At 52.6% G+C, this 26,996-nt stretch carries 25 protein-coding genes and 2 pseudogenes; 17 read left to right on the top strand and 10 right to left on the bottom strand.

The genetic code is table 11. The annotated features are described in order from the left end of the window. Positions 1-52 precede the first annotated feature (52 nt). Entirely contained in the window at positions 53-940 is an 888-nt protein-coding gene (locus ABIC79_RS00135; protein ID WP_200225241.1) for a LysR family transcriptional regulator, read from the top strand. Positions 941-1,013: 73 nt separating this feature from the next. On the opposite strand, the gene ABIC79_RS00130 is transcribed toward ABIC79_RS00135, so the two are convergent. Next, a complete protein-coding gene (locus ABIC79_RS00130) occupies positions 1,014-3,791 on the bottom strand; it encodes a flavocytochrome c (RefSeq protein WP_217216381.1) in 2,778 nt (925 codons plus the stop codon). 39 nt (positions 3,792-3,830) lie between these two features. Between ABIC79_RS00130 and ABIC79_RS00125 the strand changes: the two genes are divergently transcribed. Further along, positions 3,831-4,010, top strand: a complete 180-nt coding sequence (locus ABIC79_RS00125) for a hypothetical protein (RefSeq protein ID WP_126124183.1) — start codon at positions 3,831-3,833, stop codon at positions 4,008-4,010. Between the two features lie 359 nt (positions 4,011-4,369). Then, positions 4,370-5,881, top strand: coding sequence for an anion permease (locus ABIC79_RS00120; protein ID WP_013575620.1), 1,512 nt, complete (start codon positions 4,370-4,372; stop codon positions 5,879-5,881). A gap of 65 nt (positions 5,882-5,946) precedes the next feature. Here ABIC79_RS00120 and ABIC79_RS00115 read toward each other — a convergent pair whose 3' ends face one another. Continuing rightward, on the bottom strand, positions 5,947-6,612 hold the full coding sequence (locus ABIC79_RS00115; protein WP_112152444.1) for a GntR family transcriptional regulator: 666 nt from the start codon (positions 6,610-6,612) through the stop codon (positions 5,947-5,949). Positions 6,613-6,799: 187 nt separating this feature from the next. On the opposite strand from ABIC79_RS00115, the gene ABIC79_RS00110 reads away from it, so the two are divergent. The 7 genes from ABIC79_RS00110 (at position 6,800) to ABIC79_RS00080 (ending at position 14,354) form a co-directional block, all read left to right on the top strand. Then, a complete protein-coding gene (locus ABIC79_RS00110) occupies positions 6,800-8,293 on the top strand; it encodes an ABC transporter substrate-binding protein (RefSeq protein ID WP_015689958.1) in 1,494 nt (497 codons plus the stop codon). Beyond that, positions 8,290-9,135, top strand: coding sequence for an ABC transporter permease (locus ABIC79_RS00105; protein WP_112152443.1), 846 nt, complete (start codon positions 8,290-8,292; stop codon positions 9,133-9,135). Before ABIC79_RS00110 ends, ABIC79_RS00105 begins: the two co-directional genes overlap by 4 nt. Before the next feature lies 1 nt (position 9,136). Then, the gene (locus ABIC79_RS00100; protein ID WP_013575624.1) at positions 9,137-10,051 is read left to right on the top strand and encodes an ABC transporter permease; all 915 of its coding nucleotides are present in this window, start codon (positions 9,137-9,139) and stop codon (positions 10,049-10,051) included. After that, complete coding sequence (locus ABIC79_RS00095; protein WP_354566352.1) at positions 10,048-11,430, top strand: M20 family metallopeptidase; 1,383 nt, start codon at positions 10,048-10,050, stop codon at positions 11,428-11,430. Before ABIC79_RS00100 ends, ABIC79_RS00095 begins: the two co-directional genes overlap by 4 nt. Positions 11,431-11,493: 63 nt before the next feature. Next, the gene (locus ABIC79_RS00090; RefSeq protein ID WP_354566657.1) at positions 11,494-12,492 is read left to right on the top strand and encodes a 1-aminocyclopropane-1-carboxylate deaminase/D-cysteine desulfhydrase; all 999 of its coding nucleotides are present in this window, start codon (positions 11,494-11,496) and stop codon (positions 12,490-12,492) included. 1 nt (position 12,493) lies between these two features. After that, positions 12,494-13,492, top strand: a complete 999-nt coding sequence (locus ABIC79_RS00085) for an ornithine cyclodeaminase (RefSeq protein WP_112152441.1) — start codon at positions 12,494-12,496, stop codon at positions 13,490-13,492. Beyond that, positions 13,485-14,354, top strand: coding sequence for a sulfurtransferase (locus tag ABIC79_RS00080; protein WP_112152440.1), 870 nt, complete (start codon positions 13,485-13,487; stop codon positions 14,352-14,354). The genes ABIC79_RS00085 and ABIC79_RS00080 overlap by 8 nt, the downstream gene beginning before the upstream one ends. Here the strand turns inward: ABIC79_RS00080 and ABIC79_RS00075 are convergent. Next, positions 14,347-15,975 carry a dipeptide ABC transporter ATP-binding protein gene (locus ABIC79_RS00075; RefSeq protein ID WP_126124907.1) on the bottom strand — a complete coding sequence of 543 codons (1,629 nt, stop codon included), beginning with the start codon at positions 15,973-15,975 and terminating at the stop codon, positions 14,347-14,349. The genes ABIC79_RS00080 and ABIC79_RS00075 overlap by 8 nt on opposite strands. 460 nt (positions 15,976-16,435) lie before the next feature. Between ABIC79_RS00075 and ABIC79_RS00070 the strand changes: the two genes are divergently transcribed. Further along, positions 16,436-17,008 (top strand): cytochrome b/b6 domain-containing protein, encoded by a 573-nt coding sequence (locus ABIC79_RS00070; protein ID WP_013575630.1) that lies wholly within the window; start codon positions 16,436-16,438, stop codon positions 17,006-17,008. A gap of 559 nt (positions 17,009-17,567) precedes the next feature. Here ABIC79_RS00070 and gstA read toward each other — a convergent pair. Next, positions 17,568-18,173 carry a glutathione transferase GstA gene (gene gstA, locus ABIC79_RS00065; RefSeq protein ID WP_112152438.1) on the bottom strand — a complete coding sequence of 202 codons (606 nt, stop codon included), beginning with the start codon at positions 18,171-18,173 and terminating at the stop codon, positions 17,568-17,570. Between the two features lie 130 nt (positions 18,174-18,303). Here gstA and ABIC79_RS00060 point away from each other — a divergent pair, with 130 nt between their 5' ends. Beyond that, complete coding sequence (locus ABIC79_RS00060; RefSeq protein ID WP_217244073.1) at positions 18,304-19,212, top strand: LysR family transcriptional regulator; 909 nt, start codon at positions 18,304-18,306, stop codon at positions 19,210-19,212. A gap of 113 nt (positions 19,213-19,325) precedes the next feature. Beyond that, the gene (locus tag ABIC79_RS00055; protein WP_112152436.1) at positions 19,326-19,793 is read left to right on the top strand and encodes a GNAT family N-acetyltransferase; all 468 of its coding nucleotides are present in this window, start codon (positions 19,326-19,328) and stop codon (positions 19,791-19,793) included. Between the two features lie 188 nt (positions 19,794-19,981). Here the strand turns inward: ABIC79_RS00055 and ABIC79_RS00050 are convergent, their stop codons facing one another. From ABIC79_RS00050 to ABIC79_RS00030, 5 genes are all read right to left on the bottom strand, one after another. Further along, positions 19,982-20,299, bottom strand: a complete 318-nt coding sequence (locus ABIC79_RS00050; RefSeq protein WP_354566347.1) for a hypothetical protein — start codon at positions 20,297-20,299, stop codon at positions 19,982-19,984. 28 nt (positions 20,300-20,327) lie between these two features. Continuing rightward, complete coding sequence (locus ABIC79_RS00045) at positions 20,328-21,194, bottom strand: hypothetical protein (protein ID WP_354566345.1); 867 nt, start codon at positions 21,192-21,194, stop codon at positions 20,328-20,330. A 311-nt stretch (positions 21,195-21,505) separates the two neighbouring features. Further along, positions 21,506-21,943, bottom strand: coding sequence for a hypothetical protein (locus tag ABIC79_RS00040; RefSeq protein WP_173362073.1), 438 nt, complete (start codon positions 21,941-21,943; stop codon positions 21,506-21,508). Positions 21,944-21,993: 50 nt separating this feature from the next. Beyond that, a complete protein-coding gene (locus ABIC79_RS00035; RefSeq protein ID WP_112152427.1) occupies positions 21,994-23,382 on the bottom strand; it encodes a sensor histidine kinase in 1,389 nt (462 codons plus the stop codon). After that, positions 23,382-24,059 carry a response regulator gene (locus tag ABIC79_RS00030; RefSeq protein WP_013575641.1) on the bottom strand — a complete coding sequence of 226 codons (678 nt, stop codon included), beginning with the start codon at positions 24,057-24,059 and terminating at the stop codon, positions 23,382-23,384. The genes ABIC79_RS00035 and ABIC79_RS00030 overlap by 1 nt, the downstream gene beginning before the upstream one ends. A 206-nt stretch (positions 24,060-24,265) precedes the next feature. On the opposite strand from ABIC79_RS00030, the gene ABIC79_RS00025 reads away from it, so the two are divergent. Beyond that, complete coding sequence (locus ABIC79_RS00025) at positions 24,266-25,102, top strand: MipA/OmpV family protein (protein ID WP_015689968.1); 837 nt, start codon at positions 24,266-24,268, stop codon at positions 25,100-25,102. A gap of 122 nt (positions 25,103-25,224) precedes the next feature. On the opposite strand, the gene ABIC79_RS00020 is transcribed toward ABIC79_RS00025, so the two are convergent. Next, entirely contained in the window at positions 25,225-25,974 is a 750-nt protein-coding gene (locus ABIC79_RS00020) for a hypothetical protein (RefSeq protein ID WP_119261681.1), read from the bottom strand. Positions 25,975-26,192: 218 nt separating this feature from the next. Here ABIC79_RS00020 and ABIC79_RS00015 point away from each other — a divergent pair. From ABIC79_RS00015 to ABIC79_RS00005, 3 genes and pseudogenes are all read left to right on the top strand, one after another. After that, positions 26,193-26,267 (top strand): annotated as a pseudogene (locus tag ABIC79_RS00015) (glyoxalase); the annotation flags it as partial. A gap of 271 nt (positions 26,268-26,538) precedes the next feature. After that, entirely contained in the window at positions 26,539-26,850 is a 312-nt protein-coding gene (locus ABIC79_RS00010) for a PTS sugar transporter subunit IIB (RefSeq protein ID WP_119261682.1), read from the top strand. After that, positions 26,829-26,996 (top strand): annotated as a pseudogene (locus ABIC79_RS00005) (NUDIX hydrolase); the annotation flags it as partial. The gene ABIC79_RS00010 and the pseudogene ABIC79_RS00005, both read left to right, overlap by 22 nt.

Genomic DNA, 26,996 nt, shown 5'->3' with positions numbered 1-26,996 from the left:
CATTGATAAATCGCCACCGCAGACATAAACAAACAACAAACAAGAGGGAATCATGGATCGCTTAACCAGCATGAACGTGTTCGTCAGAACCGCTGATCTGGGTTCTTTCGCGGCAGCAGCAGAAGCGTTGCGTATTTCCCCGCAGATGGTGGCCAAACATATCGCCCGGCTGGAATCGCGGCTGGGGACGGCACTGATCAACCGCACGACGCGGCGTCAGCACCTGACAGACATCGGGCGCAGTTATTATGAGCGCTGTAAAATCGTACTTTCAGAAGCCGAAGCGGCGGATGCTATCGCCCTCGAAATGAAAGTCACACCTTCCGGCACGTTACGGGTGAATGCGCCCGTCACCTTCGGCACATCGTCACTGGCGCCATTCATTACACAGTATCTGGCGCAGTATCCGGAGACACAGATTGAACTGACGCTCAGCGACCGCATGGTCGATCCGGTCGAGGAAGGCTATGAGGTGATCCTGCGCATTGGCGAACTGAGTGACAGCCAGATGATTGCTTATCCGCTGCGGCCATACCGGCTGATTGCCTGTGCCTCGCCGGGCTATCTTGCACAAAATGGCGCACCGGAAACCCCGGCGGAACTGGCGACGCATTCCTGTCTGGTTTACGGAATCTGGTCGCCACAGGCCCCCTGCCGCTGGCAATTTTACCAGGACGGGAAAATGCAGGAAATCCATCCGCAGGGCCGTCTGCGCTCGAATGACTGGCGCGCACTGCTGCATGCTGCCGTCAGCGGATATGGCGTGACGCTGGGGCCGGAAGATGTGCTGCGCGAGGAGATCAACGCCGGACGACTGGTGCAGGTATTGCCTGATTACGACGGACCTTCAAGACCCATGCATATCCTCACACCCGCCGGTCTGCGACAGACCGTGAAGATCCGCAGTTTTATTCAGGCGGTGCGGGAGGCTTTCGGCTGAGGCATCCGTTCCCCATAAAAAAACCCACGCTCACACGTGGGTTTTTCATTTTAAAGCATTAACCTTCTGTCGCTTACCGCTTCGCCAGCGCCGCCGCATTCTTACCGGCGAGAATGCCGAAGATAATGATATCGGCGACAGCGTTACCGCCGATGCGGTTTGCGCCATGGATGCCGCCGACCACTTCGCCTGCGGCCCAGGCACCGGTGATCACCTGTTTTTGCGCATCAAGCACGGCGGTATCCGGGCTGATGGTCACACCGCCCATGGTGTGATGCACGCCCGGCGCGATGCGGATAGCAAAGAACGGCCCCTGATTGAGCGGATGGCGCAGCGCAGTGGTACGGCCAAAGTCTTCGTCCTTTTTCTCCACCACAAACAGATTGTAGCGCAGCAGGGTTTCCGACAACGTGTGAGGATCCATATTGAGTTTTACTGCCAGTTTCTCCGGCGTTGGCGCGCTTATCACAAAGCCTTTGGCGATATACTCGTCAGCCGCTCTGTTATTCGACCGCACCTGTTCATCGAAGATCACCCACGCACTTTTCTCCGGTAAGGCGATGATTTCAGCCGAGACTTTATCGCGGGTTTCCATCTCGTTATAGAAACGCTTTCCGGCCTGGCTGATCAGGATCGCGCCGCCGCCGCGAATGGCTTCGGAAATCAGATAAGACGTGGTCTGTTCCACCGTCGGGTGGATCTGGATTTCACCCATATCCACCGTGTCCGCGCCCAGTTTCTGTAGCAAGGCAATCCCGCTGCCGGTCGCACCCGCATGGTTGGTGGTCACAAAACCATCCAGTTCCGGGCGATATTTCACCACCATCTCGCGGTTAGCACTGAAACCGCCGGTGGCGACAATCACGCTTTTCGCATTCAGAATGCGGCTGTCATTATATTCATCCACCACTTTCACGCCGGTCACCACGCCGTTTTCGGACAGGATTTCGGCGACGGAGGTTTCAAGCAGCACTTCGATATCGCGCTTGTTGATATTTTTCACCAGGCCGCTGATCAGGAAACCACCAACGGCGGAACGATCCGCCGGACGGTGTGTACGGTCGATACTCATCCCGCCGGTGATGGTGATGTCATTCAGTTCAATCTCTTTCGCCGCCAGCCATTCGACGGCTTCCGGTGCCAGTTCCACAAACTCTCTCAGCAGCACCGGGTTGTTTTTGAACTTGCCGCCTTTCAGCGTTTCTTCATAGAACAGGTCTTTGCTGTCTTCAATGCCTTTCAGTTTCTGGAAACGGGTTTCTGCGGCGTTCATCCCGACGGAGGCTTTGATGGTATTGCCGCCGATAGTGGGCATCTTCTCGATAATCACCACATGCGCGCCTTCGTCGTGCGCCTGAATCGCTGCAGCCAGTCCTGCGCCGCCGCTGCCGATCACCACAACGTCGTAGTTTTGCGGTGCCTGCGGGTTGCCGCCTTCTTCGATGACGTGTTCTTTGCTGGAAGTTGCCAGCGCGCGGGAAACGGCTTTTTTCAGCGCCTCACTCTGGGTGGTCGCACCGGTAATGGCATCGACGTGCGGGCTGTTGGCGACCAGCATGCGCGTACGCAGGCTTTCGAAGGTGGTCGTGAAATCGACGTCCAGCGAGTCGTCTTTCACCAGCGCGATATCGGTAATACGGTCAGTGTCGAGCGTGACGCTGATTTTCAGTTTCAGCGCTTCGGCTTCGACTTTCTCCTGATACACCCCGGCTTTGTATTTACGGCCGGTGACGCTGGTGTCGCGGATCATGGCGTCAACCAGAGAGAAGCGCCACAGCGGTTCAGGGATGTTCAGTTCTTCGCGTTTATGGCTGTCGATAAACAGCTCAAGATGATCGTTATTGACGATGCGGTCAGCCCAGTCCGGATAAGCAATACAGGCTTTACCCACCGCGATCAGATCAAAACCGTATTCCAGCCCTTTTTCGGCATCAGCTTTATTGATCACGCCGCCGACGCCAATCACCGGCACTTTAGCCAGTGTTTCAGAGCGCATGGCACGGAATTTAGTGATCAGCGGCGTCGGGTCCTGCGTATCGACGATAGAGGGACGCAACAGTTGTCCGACCGAGAAATGCACATAGTCCAGCCCGCGCGCAGCGAGTTTTTCCAGCAGATACATCGTGTCGTCAAAACGGATGCCCGGCACTTCCAGCTCTTCCGGCGAAAAACGGTAGCCGATAATGAAGGAGGCGTCGGCAAAGCGCTCTGCCATTTTGTGGGTGATGTCGAGCACTTCCAGCGGGAAACGGGCGCGTTTGTCGCGGTCTCCGCCCCATTTGTCGGTGCGCTGGTTGGAATTCGGCGAGTAAAATTGCTGGATCAGATAGGTGTTTGCGCCGTGGATTTCCACACCATCGAAACCGGCTTTAATGGCGCGGTTAACGGCATCACCAAATTTGGTGATCATGGTTTCCACTTCTTCGCCGGTCAGTTCTTTTGGCCGGGTCGCGCCTTCACGGGGTGCAGCGATGGCGCTTGGGGCGACAGGCGTACGGCCGCCGATCAGCTCCGGTTCCACCATTCTGCCACCGTGGTAAATCTGTAAAATCGCTTTCGAGCCTTTGGATTTAATGGCATCGGCAATTTTCTTCAGACCGGCAATTTTGTTATCGCTGTCGATAGCGATAGCACCCGGAAACGCCGGGCCCATGCGGTCAATGAAGCAACATTCGACGATGATTGTGCCGATGCTGCCAGCACGGTCACGGTAATATTCCACCAGTTCACTGGTGACGGTACCGTCATAAAAGCCGGTGCAGGTAGTCATCGGGGCCATCAGCAGACGGTTTTTCAGTACCGCACCGTTTGGCAGCGTGAGCGGATTCAGTACCGGTGTCAGCTTATTCATTATGATCAACTCCGAAATCTGTAAGTCTTGAATTTTTCCATGACCGCATTACTTACCGTAAAAAAACTACGTTTAATTAAGCAATCCGAAGCAGGCGAATATAGAAATCTGTTAGCTAATTTATTTGCATCAGGCGATGAAATTGGCGTTATAAACGTGCTGAAAACAGGAGTTGTTTATTTATCCGACACAGAAACCCATGCCACCTTCAATTGTTAATGATGAGTTGACAAAAATCAACATTAGAATAACATAAAAAATCTCACCTTCAAAATCATAGAGTTGACTGCAACAACTGGCGTTTACGCAAATTTACTCTACATTCACTTAAACGGATTATTTCGATAAATAAATAACCACACTTATTGTAATGATACCGTATTGATATAAGTGAATGTATTGCGTCATTCAGGCTAAGAATAAAAGTAACATCTTAATTTCGTCACAGTGGACCCGCTGTCATTGCGTACCGCTTAACGCATTTAAGTTCGAAAGAAATTAATGGTTTTCCGAATCAGAACACCATCTTTGATAACCGTGGCGTAACGCTCACACTCAATTACGGGCAGACAAAATTTATGAAACCCACATCGACATTGAATGTTCCCGGCAAGGCCGATCCGGCCTCCGGGGGACTAAAAAAACGTCTGATTATGTTGTTCCTGCCGGTGCTGGTGGCGGTGCTTTTACTGCTGACGCCGGTCCCCGCCGGGCTTGAACCCTATGCGTGGCATTTCTTCGCCATCTTTGTCGGCGTGATTGTCGGCCTGATTTTCGAGCCCTTGCCCGGCGCCGTGATCGGCCTGACCGGCGTGGTGGTGATCGCCCTCTTCAGTCAGTGGCTGTTATTCAGCCCGGCCGAAATCGCCAACCCGAAATTTAAAATGCCCACCGAGGCGTTCAAATGGGCGGTGAGCGGCTTCGGCAACTCGACGGTCTGGCTTATTTTTGGCGCGTTTATGTTTGCCGCAGGATATGACAAAACGCAGTTTGGTCGCCGTCTGGCCCTGATCCTGGTGAAATATCTCGGCCGTCGCAGCCTGACATTAGGTTACGCCATTACCTTTGCGGATCTGTTGCTGGCACCTTTCACGCCGTCCAATACCGCACGCAGCGGCGGAACCATTTACCCGATCATCGCCAACCTGCCGCCGTTATACGGCTCCAAACCCAATGATCCGAGTGCGCGCAAAATCGGTTCTTATCTGATGTGGGTGGCGATTACCGCCGCGTGTATCACCAGTTCGATGTTCCTGTCGGCGCTGGCCCCGAACCTGCTGGCACTGGCGCTGGTGAAAAGTATCACCGGCTTTACGATTTCCTGGGGTATGTGGTTCCTGGCGTTCCTGCCGCTGGGGGTGCTGCTGATCCTGACCATGCCTTTGCTGGCCTACTGGTTCTATCCGCCGGAAGTGAAGATTAATGACGAGGTGCCGCGCTGGGCGAAAAGCGAACTCGACAAACTGGGTAAGCTGTCGCGTAACGAAATCCTGCTGCTGATCTTTGTGTGTTCTGCGCTGCTGATGTGGATTTTTGCCGCTGCGTGGATTGAACCCGCGCTGGCTGCGTTGCTGGTCGTGGTGCTGATGCTGTGGACCGGCGTGCTGAACTGGAACGATATCACCAGTAATAAACCGGCCTGGAACACCTTCGCGTGGTTTGCGACGCTGGTCGCGCTGGCGGATGGTCTGGCCCGCGTTGGTTTTATTGCCTGGCTGGGTAAAGAAGGCGGTCAGTTACTCGACGGATTCGACCCGCAGGTCGCCGCTGTTATGCTGCTGATTGCGTTCTTCCTGCTGCACTACCTGTTCGCCAGTACCACGGCGCATACCACCGCGCTGTTACCGGCGATGCTGACCATTGCGGCGGCTATTCCGGGCATCAATATGCCGGTTTACTGCCTGATGATGGTGACCTCGCTGGGCGTGATGGGGATCATCACCCCGTACGGCACCGGCCCGAGCCCGATTTATTACGGCAGCGGCTATCTGCCAACCAAAGACTACTGGCGCCTCGGTACCATCTTCGGCGCGATTTTCCTCGGCGGCATGATGCTGATTGCCTATCCGTGGATGGTGCTGATGTTCTGATGAACGACCCTGCCAGACTGCGTGTTGCAGTCTGGCAATGCCACCTGACTCCCGGCAACCGCCCGTCACTCCTGTAGAAAATAATGCTTACCGAGAATGGCTGCGCCGTCATCAATCGATTTGTGGATAAGCTTCACGCAGCGTTTAACATCGCCCGCTTCCAGCGCCACCAGCAGTTGATCGTAATTATGCTGGCCCTGCGCCATATGCGGTGACTGCGGATAAAGATAGTTAAAACACGGACCAATCTGCACCCACAACTGCTCAATCAGCGCGGTCAGCGTGGGCATCGCGGCCATTTCATACAGAGTGAAACGAAACTCCCGGTTAGCCTCTAAAGCGTCCTCAACGTTATTTTCCACTTTCGCCGCCATAAATCGGGTATTCAGCGTTTTCAGCAAAGCGAGGTGTTGCGCAGTGATCTGCCCGCAGGCTTGCGATACCGCCAGCCCTTCAAGATTTTTGCGGATAAGGGTGATTTCCTGATACCGCGCCAGCGCAATTTTAGGCACCAGAAAAGCCTGTGCAGGCGTCGCATCAAGCGCGCCCGCCGACACCAGACGCAGCAATGCTTCGCGCACCGGCGTCACGCTGGTGCCCAGTTTTTCAGCAATTTCTTTGGTCACCAGCCGCGCGCCCGGTTTGAGTACGCCGACAATTAATGCCCCTTTCAGTTTGGCCTCCACCTGCATAGTGAGGCTGACACGCTGCGCTTTTTCCATCTCAAACATCTGACGTTTTCCTTTAGCAAAATAATGGCTTTTCTTTTGCGGTTTAATCTGTAGCTTGCCAAAAATACATTATATAGGATATATCATGTATTGAGGAATTGAATACTGATTGACCGTTTTTGTGACGCACAACCTTCACGTTAATTCCGTCAACTCTTCTGGCGGCTTCACTTTGGGAATGACCGTAATGAGAATACCTGCCTTTAAACCGGCTTCACTGGCCCTGCTTATCAGCCTGACGACACCGGCTGCTTTCGCCTCTGAACTGGTGATCGCCCAGCCAGCTTCCGCCACGGCGATGGACCCGGGTTTCCTGAAAGAGTCTGCCACACTGGTGGATAACCTCTTTGATACGCTGGTGCTGCGCGACGCCAATATGCAGTTGCAACCGGGGCTGGCGACAAGCTGGAAATCACCCGATGATACCACCTGGGAGTTCACCCTGCGTCAGGGTGTGAAGTTCAGCGACGGCGAGCCGGTCAATGCGCAGGCGGTAAAATTCTCTATCGACCGTATTCTGGATCCTGCGAATCACGCGCCGACCATTTCGTATATCCGCACCATCAAATCCGTGGAAGTTACCGGCGATTATCAGGTGAAAATCCACACCACCGGCCCCGACCCGCTGCTGCCAACCCGCATGAGTCGCTACCCGACCTATATTGTGCCACCGGCGTATGTCACCAAAGTCGGTGCTGCGGAATTTGCCCGCAAACCGGTGGGTTCCGGCGCGTACACCCTCACCGCATTTATTCCCGATGAAAAAGTGGTGATGCAGGCCAATCCGGATTACTGGCGCGGCAAGCCCGCCATCGATACCGTCACCTGGCGTCCGATCCCGGAGGCCACCGGGCGCATCACCGCCCTGCTGACCGGCGAAGTACAACTGGTTGATGGCGTACCGGCCGATCTGGTGCCGGCGCTGAAAAATAAACCGGGCGTGCATCTCGAACAGGTAAAAAATGGCGGACTGACCATTTACCTCGGACTGAAGAACGACCAGAAACCGCTGAATGATGTGCGCGTCCGTCAGGCGTTATCACTGGCGCTGAACCGCACGGCCTATACCCGCGATTTACTGCACGGTTTCGGCACGCCGACCGGCACCATGGCCGGACCGAAAGATTTTGGCTATGAGGCGATCCCTGCACCGGCGCAGGACATCGCCAAAGCCAAAGCGTTACTGGCAGAAGCGGGCTATCCGCAAGGCTTCACCCTGCGCTTCCAGGCACCCCGCCGTTATATTGCCAGTGCAGACGTCGCCCAGGCGATTGTGCAGGATCTGGCAGCCATCGGCGTGAAAGCGCAACTCGAAGTGCCGGAATGGTCGGTCTATACCCAGCAGGTCGCGGCGCAGAAACAGGCACCGATGTACATGCTGGCGTGGGGATCAACACAGACGCTGGACGCCGATGCCGCGCTTTATCCGATCCTGCACTCCGGCGAGCCGTATTCCACGGTGAACTCGCCTGAACTGGATGCCCTGCTGAACAGCAGCCGTACCACGGTCGACCCGGCCAAACGTGAGAAGATTTTGCAGCAGATACAGCAGGTTGTCGCCAGTCAGCAACCGCTTATTCCGCTGTACAAAGAAGATTCCCTGTATGCCAGTGCCGACAACGTGACCTTCACCGGCCGCGCCGATTCGCGGATCCCGCTGTTTGACCTGAGGATGAAATGATTTCACTGCGTACAACCCTGCAAAGGAAATCCCGCCGCCGGTTTTACGGCGACGGGCTCCTCGGCGGACTGTTGCTGCTACTGGTGATTGTTCCGGCGCTGCTGGCGCCGTGGCTGCCCCTGCCGGATCCGCTGACCAATGATCTGGCTGCGGCCTTTTCCTCGCCGGGCGGCCATCATCTGCTGGGCACCGATCAACTGGGGCGCGATTTGCTGTCGCGTATTTTATCCGGTACGCGGCTTTCGCTGATGGTGGTGTTGCTGGCAGCGTTAATTGCGGCGGTGACGGGCTCGGCGCTGGGCATGATTGCCGGTTATACCGGCGGCTGGCTCGACGCGCTGATCATGCGCCTGATGGACATCCAGCTGGCGGTGCCGTTCATCCTGCTGATCTTACTGGTGATGGCGCTGTTCGGCGCGTCACTCACCAATATCATTGTGATCATGGGCGTGACCAGTTGGGCGATTTATGCCCGTGTCGCCCGTGCCAAAACGCTGGAAATCCGCGAGCTGGAATTTATTGAATCGGTCAAAGCCATGGGATTTTCCACCCCGCGCATTTTGCTGCGCCACGTGCTGCCCAATCTGATGACCCCGCTGATCGTGCTGCTGACGCTGGATATTCCGCGCCTGATCGTGCTGGAAGCGTCGATTGGTTTTCTCGGCATGGGCATTCAGCCGCCGACGCCGACGCTCGGTAATCTGATCGGCGAAGGCCGTTCTTATATGCTGCTCGCACAGTGGCTGGTGCTCTGGCCGGGGCTGGTGATTGCCGCACTGGTGATTGGCTGCAACCTGCTCGGCGACAGCCTGCTGCGTAAAACCCACACGAGGCTCGACTGATATGCTGCGTTATATCTTGCAACGCCTCGGGCAGTCAGTGCTGGTGATGTTTGGTGTGTCACTGCTGATTTTTTACAGCCTGCACCTGACCGGCGATCCGGCTGCGGTCATGATGCCGCCGGGCTCCAGCCAGCAGGAAATCGACAATTTCCGCCACAGCATGGGCTTTGACCGTTCACTGACGTGGCAGTACTGGCATTATCTGACCGGTGTTTTACAGGGCGATCTGGGCGAATCACTGCGCTACAGCCAGCCGGTCACCGAACTCATCGGCCAGCGCGTTCCCGCCACCCTGCTGCTGGCCATTACCGCGTTACTCTGGAGTACCGTCGCCGGTTTGCTGCTCGGTATCGTCAGCGCGTTATATCAGAACACGCTATGGGATCTGGTCTCACGCCTGCTGGCCTTCAGCGGTCAGGCGGTGCCGGTGTTCTGGCTTGGCCTGCTGCTGATCATCGCCTTCAGCCTGAACCTGCGCTGGTTGCCGTCCGGCGGTTATGGCAGCGCCAGTCAGCTGGTGATGCCTGCCATCAGCCTCGGCGCGTATTATATGAGCGCCATTGCGCGGCTGATCCGCGCCAGCCTGATTGACGTTCTGCAACAAGATTACATCCGTACCGCCCGCGCCAAAGGGCTGAGCCGCTGGCGGATTGTGGTTCGCCACGGTTTACGCAATGCGCTGATCCCGGTCATTACAGTGCAGGGAATGTATTTCGCCTCGCTGCTTGGCGGTGCGCTGGTGACCGAAATCATTTTTGCCTGGCCGGGTATTGGTCGCCTCGCCGTTCAGGCGATCCAGAACCGTGATTTCCCGCTGGTACAGGCCATTGTGCTGCTTGCTGCATTGGTGTTTGTCGGCATCAACCTGATTATCGATTTGCTCTATGTGGTACTCAATCCGAGGATCCGCCTGTGACACATCCCGTTCCCCCTGCGCTGCAACCGACGCTCGATTTACTCAAGGCGATGACGCCGTTCGCCAGTGTTTCCGGCCAGCTCAGCCCGCAGCGCGAACTGGCACAGTGGCTGGAAGACTGGATCCGCCAGAATCTGCACGGTGTGCCGGTATTGCCGGTCAGCCAGCAGAACGACGACAACACGCCGCCGCTGGTGCACATGCGCATTGAGCATCAGGCGGCAAAAACGCTGGTGCTGTACAACATGTACGACGTGATGCCTGCCACGGACGAAGGCTGGGAATTCCCGCCCTTCACCGGCGGTATTACCGAATGGCCGGGCACCGGTGCGGTGTATATCGCACGCGGCGCAGAGAACAATAAAGGGCCACTGGCAGGCATGCTGATGGCGATAAAATCGCTGTGTGACGCAGGCGGGCCGGACGTTAATCTCGAGATCATTCTCGAAGGCGAGGAAGAAACGGGCAGTGGCCGGTTACGGCGTTACCTGGCGCAGGAACCCTGTCCGGTGCCGTCCGCCGGGGCGGTATTTTTCCCTTCGCTGTGTGAATACGGCGGCGGCGCACCTCGCGTGTATCTCGGTTTCAGCGGACTGAGCGGCGGCCGTTTACGGGTCAGCGGCGGCGCATGGGGTGGCCCTCACGCGGCTATCCATGCCAGTAACGCCAACTGGATTGCCAATCCCGTCTGGCGGCTGGTTCATGCCCTTCATGCCATTGCACCCGCCGAAAACAGCGGCGTCATCGCCCGTCAGACGGTGGATGAACCGGCAAACCGGCTGCTGCATACCCTGGCGCAACAGTTCAGCATCAGCGATGAACTGCACTTTCGCCGCAGTGAAAAATTATCGGTCAGCGGCGATACGCTGGCCTGCCTGCAACAACTGATCAACGGCGCGGTGCTCAACATTTCAGTAATCTGCAGTGATCCGCAACAGGCACGGGGCGTGATCCCGCACAGCGCCAGCGCGGAACTCGCGCTGCGCGTACCGCCGGGCATTGACGGTGAAAACCTGCTGGCGGCAATCCGCCAGACGCTCAGCCGGGCGGAATTCGACGGCGTGGAACTTGAGCTGGACGACAGTTACCCCGGCCACCGTTTCCCGCGCAACAGCCCCGGCGTCGATGCCCTGCTCGCCAGCTATCAGGCTCAGGGCGCGCAACCGCAGGTCTGGCCGTGGGCACCCGGCTGCGCACCGGCGTATACCTTTGCCCGCATCGCACCGGCCTTTCTGATTGGCGGCCTCGGCCACGGCGGCAATGCGCACGGCGTGAATGAATTTGTCACCCTGCGCGGGCTGGAACGCTTTCAGCAATCCGTCACCGACTGGATCCGTTTTTACGCCCGCGACACCCCTTTTTCTGCTTTGCCGGAATAATCCGGCGAGGCTTTGCGTCAACATCCGGGAATGTTTTAAAAGATAATCACCAGGAAAATTATGATGAAACAAGCAAATGATTTTGAACGTGTTTCACTGGGATTCTTCCCCACACCGCTCGAACGCCTGAGCACACTCGGCGACTCACTCGGCATCACGCTGGATATCAAACGTGATGATTACACCGGCTTCGGCGGCGGCGGTAATAAAGTCCGCAAACTGGAATATCTGATGGCCGATGCCTGCCGCAAGCAGGTCAATGTGGTTATCACCACCGGCGGGCATCAGTCCAACCATGCCCGGATGGTGGCGGCGGCGGCGCGTAAGTTCGGCATGAAACCGGTGCTGGTGCTGCGCGGCCATCAGCCGGAAACCTATCAGGGCAATCTTCTGCTCGATAAGCTGTTCGGCGCGGAGCTGGAGTTTCTCGATCCTGACGGCTATTTCACCCAGATTGAAGGGGCGATGAATGCCCATGCCGACGCGGCACAGGAACGCGGTGAAAAAGCGCTGATTATCCCGCTCGGCGGCGCCACGCCGCTCGGCGCATTGGGTTATGTGCGCGCTATCGAAGAAATGGACGCCCAGCTTAAAGAACGTCATCAGTTGCCGCCTGACGTGATTGTCGCGCCGACCGGTTCCGGCGGTACGCTGGCCGGGCTGTATGTCGGCGCACGTAAATACTGGCCGGACACCAAAATCGTGGGTATCAGCGTCAGTGCCAAAGCGGAATGGTTCCGGACACGTATTTCCGCCATGGCGCAGGATTGTGCTGATTTGCTGGAATGGCCGCAACACTGGACGCCTGACGATATCTGGATTGAAGACGAATTTGTCGGCACCGCCTACGGCGTGCCGTCTGACGGCGGCATTGATGCCATCTACCGCGTTGCGCAGGCCGAAGGTTTGCTGCTGGATCCGGTCTACACCGGCAAAGCCATGCACGGGCTGATCAGTCTGGTGGAGCAAGGCAAAATCAGCGCCGGTTCACGGGTGATTTTCGTGCACTGTGGCGGCTCACCGGCGCTGTATCCGTTTGCACAGACCTTGCTGGAGCACTGAGATGACGCAGGGTTTTCGCTATCTGAATCAGCGGGATGTCATGGCGCTCGGCGGTACGCAGGCGCAGGCCGCGCTGGATGATGTACGTGACGTTGTCACCTTAATGCGCCAGCAACAGACGCAGATGCCAGCGGAAACCCACGTCAGTCTTGCTGGTGCGCGGGGAAAAGCCTACGCGCTCCCCGCCTGCGTAGGCGGTCGTTTCAATGCCGCTGGCGTGAAATGGACGGCACATCGCCCCGATGCCCACGACGGGCTGCCGCAGGCGATGGCGATGACGCTGATTAACCGCGCAGATAACGGTCTGCCACTCGGGCTGGTGGAAAGCGCCGCGCTGACTGCCGCCCGCACAGCTGCCGTCTCGGCGCTGGCGTTACGCCATGCCGCACCGCGTCCCGTACAGCGCATTCTGCTGCTTGGCACCGGCGTGCAGGCCACGGCGCATCTCGATATGCTGCGTCAGCTTTTCCCGGACCTGCAACAGGTCAGCTGGTGGAGCCGCAGCGCATCTGCTTTTGTCCCAGACAGCGACAACCTGCCGTGGCCGCTGGTCCGAATCACCGGTTTACCGCACGCCTGCGCACAAGACATCGACGCCGTAATCACCTGCACCAGCGCCGCCGAACCGCTGCTGGGCGCGGAGGCAATCCGCCCCGGAAGGCTGGTTATTCAGGTGGGTTATCACGAAGTCGCGTTTGAGGCGATTGCCCTCGCCACAAAAGTGGTGGTCGATTTGTGGGGAGATTTCTGCGAAACCAGCGCCAAAAGCCTCTTCCAGATGTACCGCGCCGGGCAATTTTCGCCGGATCGCGTTGATGCTGATTTAAGCAATCTGCTGCTCGATGGCTGGCGACCTGCGCCTGATGACAGTGTGTATTTCTCCTCGTTTGGCCTCAACGTTTTCGACATCGCCCTGGCGGCCCGCGTGCTGGCACTCGCGCAGCAGCGGGGAACCGGCACGCTGTTACCGCTTTTTCCGGAGTCATTTTACCTTGCCTGATTACTCTGCTTTCCCCTTGCCGCGCATCATTATCAGCGCCGCAGAGCTGCGTGAACGCCAAAAAAATGGCGAACAGTTTGCGCTGATTGATGTGCGTGAGATCGCTCAGTGGCAGGCCGCAACCCTGCCGGGCGCGCATCATCTGAATGTTTATGATTACTTTATTCCCGACAGCACTGAAGCCGGTGTGAACAGCCTGTTCAATGCCTTTCAGCGTGCCTGGCAGTCGCTGGACATCCGTGACAACGTCACACCTGTTTTCTTTGAACAACAGGTCGGTATGCGCTCCCCGCGCGGTGCGTGGTTTGCGCTGTGCGGCGGCATCTGCCAGCCGCTGGTGCTCGATGGCGGGCTGGATGCCTGGCAACGCGCAGGCGGCGAGCTGATGCCGGGAACCGGCAACAGCGCAGTGATAAGCGCAGAAAATCCGGATTACCGTGCGCCAGACAGTACGGTGATCGCGCAACTTAATTCGCTGACGGCCACGCGGACGGAAGTGCTTGCGGCACAGGCGTCCGGCGCACAAATTCTGGACGCCCGGCGTCCGTCAGAATTCAGCGGTGAATTTGCGCATGAATGCTGCCACCGGGCAGGAAGAATTCCCGGTGCAAGATTGCTGTTCTGGGAGGATGTGGTGCATAACGGCGCGTTTCAGGATGCCGGAGAAATCCGCCATCGCGCGGAGAAAGCCGGACTGCATCCCGACCGGCGGATCATTATTTATTGTCACCGGGGCGCACGTGCCGCCACGGTATTTACCGCCCTGCAACTGGCGGGTCACAGGCAACTGGCCATTTATGTCGGATCCTGGCATGAATGGGCGGAACATCCTGAACTGCCCCTGCTGACGGGTTTTAACTGACGTTGCGCAGTTGCAACGCCTGCCTGATATCCGGCGCTGCCGCCAGTAAAGTTTGCGTATAAGGATGCTGCGGCGCGCCCAGCACCTGCGCCGTAAGCCCGCTCTCCACGATTTTGCCGTGATAAAGCACCACCACGCGGTCGCACACCTGTTTTACCGCAGCGAGATCATGGCTGATAAACAGCACGGTCAGGCCGAGTTGTCGCCGGAGCTCATCCAGCAATGCCAGGATCTGCCCGCGAACCGAGAGATCTAACGCCGACACGGCTTCATCCGCCACCAGCAGTTCCGGCTCTAACGCCAGCGCACGGGCAATCGCCACGCGCTGACGCTGACCGCCGGAAAATGCGCCGGGCAACCGGCTGGCGTGGTGCGCTTCCAGCCCCACCAGCGTGAGTAATTCATCTACCCGCGCCTGAATCTGCCCGGCAGGACGCAATTTCCAGACACGAAGCGGCTCAGCAATTTGCTCACCGATGGTCATTTTGGGGTTCAGACTGGCGTACGGATCCTGGAAAATTATCTGTGCGCGGCTGCGCATTTTCTGCCGCGTGGCGTGACTGGCGCGGGTCAGGGAAACGCCATCAAATTCGATATCACCGCTGTCAGTTTCCGTCAGGCCAATGATCGCCCGCCCCAGCGTGGTTTTCCCCGAACCGGATTCGCCGATCAGCCCCAGAATTTCGCCGCGACGGATATCCAGCGACGTCGGAAAAAGCACCGTTTGCCGTTTTGCCGGTATGAAAGGTAAACGCTGCGCCTGCGGATAGCTTTTGGTCAGTTCACGCAAACGCACCAGCGGCGATGCCGCGCTGATTTCTGCGCTGAACGGACGCGGTTCGGGCTGGGAAGCGGCGATCAGTTTGCGGGTGTAAGGTTCCTGCGGATCGGTCAGCAGTGTTGCCACCGGCCCTGCTTCCACCAGATTTCCCTGATGCATGACGTAAGCGCGGTCTGCGTAACGCGCCACCACGCTCAGGTCGTGGGTGATCAGCAGCACGCCCATCTCCATTTCCTGCTGCAATTCCAGCAGCAACGCCAGAATCTGTGCCTGAATGGTGACATCCAGCGCAGTGGTCGGCTCATCGGCAATCAGCAGCGACGGCTTACAACTGATGGCGCTGGCAATCATGACCCGCTGACGCATGCCGCCGGAAAGCTGGTGGATATACTGTTTCGCCCGTTGCTCAGGATTCTGGATCCCGACCCGATCCAGCAAAGCGATGGCCTCACGGTGCGCCTGCTTCCAGCCCAATCCCAGATGGCGCACCAGCACTTCAGCTATCTGTTCACCGACTTTCAGCACCGGATTCATGCTGGTCATCGGTTCCTGAAAAATCATCCCCAGCCGTTTACCGCGCACAGCCGTGTCAAACGCGCCCTGCGGGCTGGCAATCTGTTTATCAGCCAGCCAGATTTCACCGCCCGTCATACTCACACCCGGCGGCAGCAATCCCATCAGCGCCAGCGAACTCAGCGTTTTACCGGAACCGGATTCCCCCACCAGCGCCACCATTTCACGGCAATTCACCTGCAGGGAAAGCGGTTTGACCAGCGGTAATCCGGCATCGGTATGAATGGCGAGGTGGCGAACGTCGAGCAAGGGTCTGGCAGTCGTCATGGCGGTGATCCGGCGAAGAATTAAGCATTGAGAATATATCGTATATTCTCAGCCGACAACCTTAAAGACCGCCGTCGATAGATTAATTTCTGCTAATTAATCATGATTTATCAGGGTTTCACCCTCAGTCACAAAAACCTGCCGGCTGCCTGCCGGAGGGATTCGCAGAAAAGGCAGGTTAAGGGTATGCATGAGGAAATAATGTCGTCGGGCTGAAATGACAGCAACAGGGGGGCGTTATTTGCCAGATAGCATAAATAATCCCGGCAAAACGCGTTTGCCCATGGGTTCAGTTAATAGGCCAAAATGCCGATGGTAATAATAATAGTTATCACTTCTCAATATTTATTGCCACGTTGACGGAATGAGAACGTGTTGGCAAATAATTTTAAAATTAAGGTTAAGCTAATAATTCTTTCGTAAGATTCAGAATGTCGATCAATCCATTAAGGCAATCGCTATGAAATCACGAATTTGGAATATGTTACCCCATGAGTACGCCCCTTTTTTTCGTGCCCTGCACATCGTTGTGGCACTTTTAATACTTTCACAAATTATCAACTCCAACTTTACTGAAACTGAAGCGCTTGCCGGGCATGGCCTGGACAGCGTGATAACCTGGGTGCATGTAATTTCCGGGTCAGGGCTGATTATCTGTGGCTTCCTGATGCTTGGCTGGATGATGACCCAGAGAGGTTTTACTTACTATTTTGCCTGGGCTAAGCTGGATTTTGAGGGTATTAAACAAGATATCAATACGCTGATGAAATATCGCTTACCTGAAGCCCATTCCGGTGGCATTGCCAGTACTATTCAGGGGCTTGGTGTTCTGGCGTTATTATGCGTAGCCATATCGGGTGGATTATGGTTCTTACTCAATACTGTTGAATCTGATTTAGCGGATAAAATTATCGGGTGGCATAAGTTCCTTACTACTTTTATTGAAGTCTATTTTTATGCGCACGGTGCAATGGGGATTTTACACCTGTTAATTGAACGATATAAAAACCACTCACCGGCTATTAATGATTAACTTATTGCAGGCTGAGTCATGACATTTAATCATTTTTAATGATGTGATATCGCCTTTGGCGCGAAAAGCCACGCTCGCTGGGGTTGGCCGCGGATGAGGCGATCTCCTGTCGTTTATTGCCCCCCTGAATGCGCAATTATTGTTCCGGCCTGAATGCATCAGGCCTCAAGAGACCTCCGGGCAAATGCTGTCTGTCAAACCTGCTCCACCGTACCGGGGCTTCCTGAAGCTGTAACGCGACCAGATTCCCCCGTTCTGCCCGCGAAAGTCTCGCGCTGGCCGCAGAGTTCTAAATCTCTTTCACCCGGGACGAGTCGTACACCTCCTGGGCCCGTTCCATTTCTGCTCCATGCTCCAGCGCCCATTCGTACAATGCAATAAACGTGAGAATTAAAATCGACCATTTATTAGTGATGTTCTCAAGAACAGGACGGGTATTAGCTGTAACGTCCGCTCTGGCACTAAACGCCCCACAAAAAGGATGTCACTGGGCAGCGGGAAGCGGATCTTTTGCTTTGCATCTGTCAGACATTTGCATCCGCCATAAGCTTTATCGGGCTTATTGAGATGCTTCTGCAAGTAAGGCAGCCTGCACGGCAGGACGCGCATTGATATTTGCCATATACGCCGTTAATACAGGCCAGCGATTCAGTTCGATGGAAAAGAATTTACACCAACCCAGCACGGTGAAAAGGTAAGCATCAGCAACGCTGAACGAGGGGCCCGTCAGATAGGCTTTTTCATTGAGCGTATCCTGCAGAAAATCGAACCGCCGGAAGAGCTTTTCACGAAAGATCGTTCTGACGTCTTCAGGCAATGTGGAGTTGAACAGCAGTGCGGAGCCCGCATGTATTTCACTGGTGATAAAGTTTAGCCATTCCTGCAGACGCACTCGCGCCCAACTGTCCGCTCGCGGTGCCAGCCCCCTTTCCGGCTTCAAGTCAGCGAGGTATTGCACAATGGCCGGCCCTTCGGTGAGTATCTGACCATTGTCCAGTTCCAGCGCGGCGACATAGCCTTTTGGATTAATGATACGGAAGTCACGTCCGTCTGCGGTGAGCTTGCTTCTGTTGTCCACTTTGACCAGTTCAAATTCAAGCCCGAGCTCACGCAACACGATGTGGGGTGAAAGCGAACAGGTGTCAGGGGCGTAATAAAGTTTCATGGTCTCTCCGATAAAATTGAAAAGCTTTTTAGCAATGTGCTGGCCGTTCCTGAACACACTGTGCGTAATGTGTCTCGTGCTGTAAAATTAATGATTCATAAATTAACTATTAGCTGAGCTACTGATACCTATGATGAATCTTTTGCACTGGCGTTTACTGGTCGCCGTGGCGGATGCCAGCAATATCTCACGCGCCGCTGAAGAGGTGGGAATGACTCAGTCCGGCGCCAGTCAGGCTATCGCTCAGTTAGAGGCTTCACTTGGGTTCCCGGTGTTTACGCGTGAGCGTCGACACATCGGCGTCACCGCGCTGGGTGAGCAGGTTATCGAACAGGCAAGGATAATGCTTGAACGGCTGAACGCCATCCGCGTGCTGGCTGATGAGAGCCGCGGTTTAAAGGGCGGACGCATTCGCCTCGCCAGTTTTCCCTCTGTGACGTCCACATTTTTGCCTGGGCTGCTGCGCGACTTTAAGCGTCTGCATCCGGGCATCGACGTGGTGGTACTGGAAGGTACAGACGAGGAAGTGGAGGAATGGATTGCAGCAGACACTGTGGATCTGGGTGTGGTCATGAATCCCGAACCGGGACGAGCAGACGTTGTATTGGGACAGGATGCATGGGTGGCGGTCATGCCATCCCGTCATCCGCAGGGACAGAATGCAAAGGCGGATGGCATAACGCTAGAGGCACTGGCAGGCCAACCCTTTATTCTCGCGACAGGCGGATGTGTCGTTAATGGAAAAAGTCTGATGGAGCAGGCAGGCTTGCAGCTCTCTGATGTACGCGTAAAAGTACGGGATTGGGTCAGCGCCTGCATGCTGGTGCGTGAAGGCATGGGTGTGACGCTGATTCCGGAATCTGCCCTGCCAGCTGAATTGCGAGGCCTGTGCGTGCTGCCGGTGACACCTTCTATACACCGTGAATTTTGTCTTGTCTGTTCGCCATCCGGAAAGTCTTCTGGTGCGACACAGGCATTACTGCAAGGGCTGCGTAAAAGAGGATGTACACATTTTGATTATTCTATCCAGTGTCAGTAACCTGGCAGTTGCAACGTCGAACTGGCGGCGCTAATCCGACGTTAATGAGTCACAAAGCTGCACAGCCTGTTATGTTGCACATCTTAGTGGCAGCCGAGCTTCAAGGAGTTTAGATGAGCAAATCGCCTGACATCACCGTTGGGTTCCGCCGCGCGGAAGAAAATGATGCGGAATTGGTTCGTGAGATAGTTCTTGCGGCCTATTCCAAATGGATTTCGGTCATTGGTCGTGAACCGACCCCGATGAAGGCCGATTTTAATAAAGTCGTCCGTGAGCATGACATTGACCTGGCCATTGTTGCAGGGGATGTCGTCGGCCTCATCGAAATATGTCTCCATGCTGATCATCTTTGGATAGAAAATGTTGCGGTACATCCTCACCGGCAAGGAATTGGAATCGGCCGGAGATTACTGTCGCATGTTGAAAGTAAAGCAGCTCAAGCGGAGATTGGGGAAATTCGCCTGCAGACGAACGAAGCATTCGAGGCGAACATTGCATTATATGCGGCGCTAGGATATGAAATCGATAGACGTGAACCATTCATGGGTGGAAAGACCGTCTTTATGAGCAAAAAATTGTAGCGGTTACTAACACTGCCCCGAAACAAAGATTTCTTGAATCATTTTAAGGTGCATAGCTACTCAGACCTATCCGCTAAAGGATCAAGGGCAGCTTTGAGCGAAAAAAGGACGTTTAAGTGTTCTGACATTAGTAGTAAATCTATAATGACGGCCCATTTGAAATGGGTGTTTCCAATATTATAATTGATTCAAAATTCTTTTTTAATTATGACGTCATATGAATCTAAAGCGACTTGATAATTAGAAAACATCTGATTGACTGCCCAGTTAAGTGAAGAGAATTCAACCAGCGCTTTTGTGAAAGTATGAGAGTAAATTAATGGGCCGCCTTTACTTCTCATTTCCGATAAGTATTTATCAGTGATGAATTTAAATTCTATTTTGTATTTATCGGCAGTTTTATTCAAAATTTCACAATCGAAAAATAAATATATAGAATAAAGCCCCAACATAAATGCAGTGTAGATTTCAGGGTCATCAATGAGTAAAGTGTAAGGATAAAACAAAGAATTATCCTCTTCATTTTTGAATTGATTAAGTGAAAAAAAATGCTGGTTTTTTTAATTTTTTCAAAACTGAAAAATCGACATTGTCTTGATATTTAGAACCATGATAAAAACTTAAACAGTATAACCCGCCCTCTATTTTTGAAAGGTTGTACCCGGTATGCTTTGAATCTGTGAAGTGCTTATTAAAAAATTCTTTATTACTTCTTTCATCTTCACTCATCGTAATTCTTTGGCTAATAACTTCTCCCCCTCTAATAGTCGTGCTGATATCTTTCTCTAAGTAACTATGAATTTCTTGCATGTTTTTCAGTTGTTTATTTGCCTTAACTCTACATGCCTCGCTGTTTTTTATTTCCATAATAAAAGGAATTTCCTTATCCATCAGGGTAAGATCTCCATAACGCATAATACTTGTCAAATCATTTAAAAGTGCTTTGGAACCGATGTCAATAGCATAGCGGAAGCATTTAAGTTCGAGGTCAAGGCCATCTTTACCATGAATATCTCCCGATAATTCTTTAAGGTTATTTGAATTTGAAGAGTATGAATATGCTCTTAGATCCCCTTTATCATAATAAAGGTGAGGGAGGGAATTTCCAATATTCCTCAACCATACCTTTAGCTCCGTCAACTCATCTAACTGCAAGATGGTTTTATTTATTGAAGATTTTATTTGTAAGGAGATTTCTTTCGTATTGGCAGGGTTTTTCTTCATGCGTTTAAGGTTTTTTAACCTAAATTTCCTTGTGTTAAATTTGCACTCTACCCAGTGATGGTATTCAAGTAGTTTTTCTTGAATGTCGCCAAGAACTTTTACATTATTTTTATCTTGTTGAAGTTTGTTGATTTCAGTTTTTATACTCAGCAGTTCATAATAAAATAATCGTTTCATTTTCAACCAAATTCCAAGTAATAATTGACAAAACTATATCATCAAAAAACTAGTCAACCAATAGACAAAATTCGATAAAGTTATGGTAGGAATTGTTATCGTCTTTGTTATCAAACAAAATTTTTGCACTGTCCGATTTTGGCACAGAGCAGACAAACACGTGACGCTGAAGGTTTGCTGAGAGCGAACAGCAGACGTTCGCAGTTGTTCTCATTACTGATGAAGGCATTACTTAAATCGCGGTGTGTAAATCAACGGGGGATTAAGTCATATGGCCTGAGATGCTTCACGGTATTGACGAGAGTGTCGTTCTAGCAAGACCTATCGCCGTCAGCCCAGCGCTTGATATCACTTATATTTGGCGACCTGATGCCCACACTCAAGATGTTCTTGGTTGTGTATAGGCTGACCTGTGCTTTGTCCCCATCATGTCTTTCTATTTCAATTAGCGTGTTGTTAATCAACAGTCCCTGCGCAAGGAGCTTTTGATTGATCTCACCTTCATTGCGCTCACCGTCAAACTCGCTTAATACGATGACCGGATTTCCTGAATATGCCTCATATTCCAGGCACTGCCTTGCCATGTGCCTTAAGGTTCGATAGGTATCGGAGGGCTCCGTCTTGCTCGTGAAGCTGCCGTCATAGGATGATTGACTGCTTTTTAATTCGCTGACGGTTATGGCGCACCCGCTGATTGAGATAGAAAATAATAGTGTAGACAGCGTCAAATATTTCAATTTCAACTCCATTGTTCTGACAGAGGCCCTCCGCTGGGCTGGTATCAAAATCATGTTTTCTTTCAGGCGGACTTGTGGTTTGGAAAGTCAACAGTAACCATGAGCCCACCTTCTGCAGACGTACTCAGGCATACGCTGCTGTTGTGTTGCTGCGCAACCGCTTTGACTATGGCAAGCCCCAGTCCACTCCCGCTTTGTATCTGATTGGGATCGCGAAAAAACCTATCGAACACGCGCTCCCTCAATTCAAATGGAATGCCGGGCCCTGCATCTGAAACACGTAGCTGAGTAGATTTATCAAGTGATCGTACATCTACCTCAACCCGTCCGCCCTCAGGGCTGTACTTCACGGCATTTTCAATTAAATTATCAATCAGCGACATCAGGCGTTCCCTGACGCCTGTGATCCAGACTTCATCATCAGAGTAGAATTCGAGCTCAATCCTGCGCTCAGCCGCCAGCGGTGCCAGTGCAGCCATTCGCTCTTGTATGAGCGTTGTCAGCGGCACAGGCTCCATAACAGTGTCAATGCGCACTTCGCTGTGCATCATCAGTAGCAACTGATTGACAAGACGCGCTGCACGGCTATTGCTGCGAATAATCCCTGCAAGCAACTCCTGTTGATTATTACTGCTTACATAGGACTGCAACGCCTCCACATTGATTCGCATCGCAGCCAGGGGGGTACGCAGTTCGTGAGCGGCATCTGCAATGAAAACCCGTTCCCTATCAGAACTCTCTTGTACCCTGGCAAGAAATAGATTAGTAGCGTCCACCATTTGGCGAAGCTCCATGTGCTTTGGCACTTCTTTTAAGGGAGAGAGATCTTCTGAAGTTCGTAAGGAAATTTCATTTATCACCTTGTTCCAGGGTCGCATTGCAATACGGATTGACAGCCACGCGGGAAACAAAAGAAAAGGAATGCACACCAGTAGCGGCAATATGTAGTATCCACGCGAGTTCAGGTATATAAAAAAGTTCCAGCCTCCGGCAGGCGTGACAAGTGTTACCTCCGCATCGGATCTCCCGGACTTGAGAGTACGGCTAGTCCAGGTGCGACCTTCACTCTGAATGCTCTGAATTTTCCCATACAGGGTGTTTGTCACCCCTGACGGAGCGCCATCAGATGAATAAATTATCTCTTTATTCTTCCGAACGATTAGGCTGATTGACAGTTTAGGATCTTCACCTCCGCCATAACCTTCCCGCAACGCTGTGCTGAACTTTTCCAGCACCGCGTTGCGATCCTGCGGGCGATCATCCATACGATCAACCAATGTAAGAATGGTTTCGTAGGTATTGCTGCCCGTTAGCATCGGGGGGCTACGCAAGTTCTCCCACAAAATGTAGGTCAGAAAAAGACACCAAAGCAGTGTAAGCAGTAACATCTGGGCGATCATAATTCGCCGTACGAGCGTTGGAGTTCTCAGGTGGCGCCAAAAATTTCGCATCAACCAGCCCCTTTCTGAATCGGTACGGTATCAATGACATACCCTACGCCCCTCACCGTTCGGACATAACCGTCGCCGATTTTGCGACGTAAATTACCCATATGCACATCGAGTGCATTGCTCATATTTTCTTTTGCGCCGAATATCCTTTCTTCCAGAAACCTTCGTGTAAGCACGCGATCAGTGCGCATCATTAAAGTTTCAAGCAGCGCGTATTCACTTGCCGTCAACTCAACATTCCGCGCGCTCACTGTCACGCGACGAGTCGGCACGTGGAGAGATAACCCACGAATTTCTATCACCTCATTCTCAAAACCGTAACTGCGTCGCGCAAGTGCTCTTACCCTGGCCAACAACTCGGCGAGAACAAAAGGTTTGACGAGATAGTCGTCAGCACCGGCATCCAGCCCGCACAGGCGATCCTGCAGAGTGCCTCGTGCGGTCAGAATGATGACGGGGATCCCCTTGAGCTGCTGGCGCAAGTACGCCATCAGGCTCATGCCATCGCCGTCGGGCAGTCCGAGGTCGAGCAACACAAGTTCCGGCACGCAGGCATCGAGTTGATGCAGCGCATCCACTTTGCGGCGAACCCATATGACATCTAATCCTTGATCTGCAAGGGCAATACGTACGCCGTTGCCGAGATCCAGGTCGTCTTCGATGAGGAGAATTTTCACAATAGTTACGTTATCAACGGTGAATGAAGAACGTCTGAAGAAAAAAACGGTATCAGGAAATTTATCAGGTTTGTGTCACCGGTACGTGCTTAAGTATTTCTTCATTTTTAGCTCATGAGAACTTTAGGGTGCGTATTCAAACTGAGCGTTCTGGCGTTTAAAACCCGCTTGTATCGTAATCGTTTGAATCCATAAGGACTTCTTTAATGAGCAACTTCGAACTGCGTCATAAGTTCCCCTATTCACTCTCAGGACGCACCCTGATAAAAATGCTGCCGGGCGCGCTGCTGGCGTTACTGGCCACCCCAACACTTGCGGCAGAACCACAACAGGGTAACGCCTTAACGTTGGGAGGAGGCGTGGATGTTACGCCACTTTATTCTGGTTCGGATGAAAACCGCGTCACGACAGCCCTGGTGCTTGATTACTCGATGCATAATGGGTTCTTCGTGAGTACCACGCGCGGTATCGGTTACGGCAACAGCACCGGCAAGCTGGATTACAGTACTGCGCTGAGCTATCGCGCAGGCCGTAAGGATCATGACGTGGACAGCGACTCACTGAGCGATGGCAGTGACGACTTGCGGGGTATGGGCGATGTCAAAGGCTCGGCTATCGGGGCATTGGGTCTGGGGTATAAGGTCACCGACTGGCTTCATTTGCAATTGCAGGCTGAGGTGCCGTTTTCTCAGCGGGACAATGGCGCGGCCCTGCATTTCGGCATTATCAGCCCGCTTTATAGCTCATCGGAAAATACCGTGACGATGGCGCTGACCAGCAGTTGGGGAACAGGCAACTATATGCAAACTTACTACGGGGTAAGTTCATCACAGTCAGCCGCATCGGGGTTTAGTCAATATGATGCCGGTTCCGGGATTTATGCCTATTCACTGAATATGGACTGGACACACAAGTTCAACCAAGACTGGAGCGTGGTTGCCGCAACAGGCTTTACGCAGTTGGCTGGTGATGCACGCAACAGCCCGATTGTTCAACGAAAAGCATCGCCCACTGGAAGCTTGAAAGTGACATATAGCTTCTGAACGTAGTTCGATTGCACTGTCAATAAATACACACTCGATCCGCCCCGATACAGATGATGGGGCGGTACTCACAAAGGACGTAAGGATTTCACTTAAAGAAAGCTCAAGCATTGTTGTTTCTCCTAATTACAGTAACTGGCAAAAATAACGTGCTTATTTCTCATGGAGAGAACCCATTGAGAAGCTGAAATGGCGTAGTGAATGTTTTTTATACCAAATTTTTCCAAGTCTTCCGGAGGGTATGAAAACCATTTCTCCGGAAATCTTTCTTTATAGTCATCTTTTAATTGCGGACAAAATGACACCCTGATGTTCACACCAATTCTTCTATAGAATGCAATGTCATCATTTTTTAATTTTTTAAATTCCTGAAGCATAAAAAAATCATCTTTAGAAATATTTCCTGATACTGTTACTTCTCTCTCAGGGCCGTTGACACCACCATGCCACAGAAGATATGAATTATTACCTAGATATTTATTCTTCCCGGCCGGGAAAATATAGTTAGCACAGGCAGAAGCGCAAACACTACGTACATCAACACTGAGGCCATTTTTGTAGATGTAGTCACCTATCTCCATAGCATTTCTGGCATCACCACCAATGCTATTTATAGATATTTTTTTGATGTCATGATTTATGGTTAGATTCAAAACAGCAACGTAAGAAGTGTCTGTAATTTTTCCATTATAATAAAGCACATCCCCCCTGCTATATATTTCAGGAGGATCTAAAAGAGCCTTCACGTCCGGGAGATCGATCTCCTCATATGCTCCACATGGTGCCGGGGAAAATAAAAAGACAATCAAAAATGCTGAAGCCATCACTTGATGATTAAAAATGGAAAAAATACTAAAATGGACATGTCTCATTATTTTGAATTCCTTTTCACAACATAAATGGAAAATTAAATATGCAAATCATTTTGACACGTATTTTTTTGTTTCTTTACGGCAGGAGGATAGCCACATTTTCTTTGTGTAATGTATTCTCTAAAATCGCCTGCTTTAAGTAAACAAATGTAAGTGAATGTGTTTTTCATCAATTTTTTTGAATAAAAAACTAAAGTGATTGCACAGAACTATGAGCGCAAACAGTCACTCGGCTACTCAGCCCTGAAGGGTTGCTTACCGGATTTACTTTCACCCCCTGGCTCCGGGGTTAATCAATGTCCGCTTTAGGCACCAAACTGCTGTAGGTGAAGCCCATCAGGCTGCTTCGAGCGAACAGCTGACAAAAGGCCCAATGACGAAACGTCGTAGACAAGCGGCTGCACAAAAGATCCAGATGCATCCCGTCAGTCCAACAATACGGCAGGTTCGTCTTTCCTGAGTTACATCAACTCTGCTGGAGATTTGTCATGCAAATAAGATGCAGAGCTCGTTTTATGAGCATGTCGAGTATTATTCTGTGAACAATTCTCAGGAGGTAAAAATATGAAAAAGCTTCTGATATGTTGTTTGTTTGGTAATACAGCAAATTCTCTCGCCAAAAGGATGCAGTTGCTGGCAGAAAAAAAGGACTACAATCTCATTATTAGCGCTGTGGGTCTGGATAATTTTGCCAGTGTAGCTCCCGCTTTCGACGGTTTTCTGATTGCGCCACACATTCAGTACAAGGTCTCCGAGATTGAAAAAATTGTCGGGGACTCTCGTTCAATTGCAATTATTGAAAGTCTGCCCTATGCGTCACTCAACGCGGAGAAAGTTTTAGCGTTTGTGATGGAACAGATGCAGGACCGCAGATAGCATCCAGAACCTTCACAATGATGCTACCAGGTGGGGAGACTGTTCTTGCTAAAGAGCATTTCTTTATTATTAATACAAATAAATCAGATATTGATCGCTCAAGGTGGAGTAGCAACGAAAAAAATGTTATTCGCGATCATTACTGG

The organism is Rahnella sp. 2050 (assembly GCF_040544515.1).
GTDB classification, from domain to species: Bacteria; Pseudomonadota; Gammaproteobacteria; order Enterobacterales; family Enterobacteriaceae; genus Rahnella; species Rahnella aceris.
Note: the sequence above shows the minus strand (reverse complement) of the source record. Positions and strands in the feature narration are given on the sequence as shown.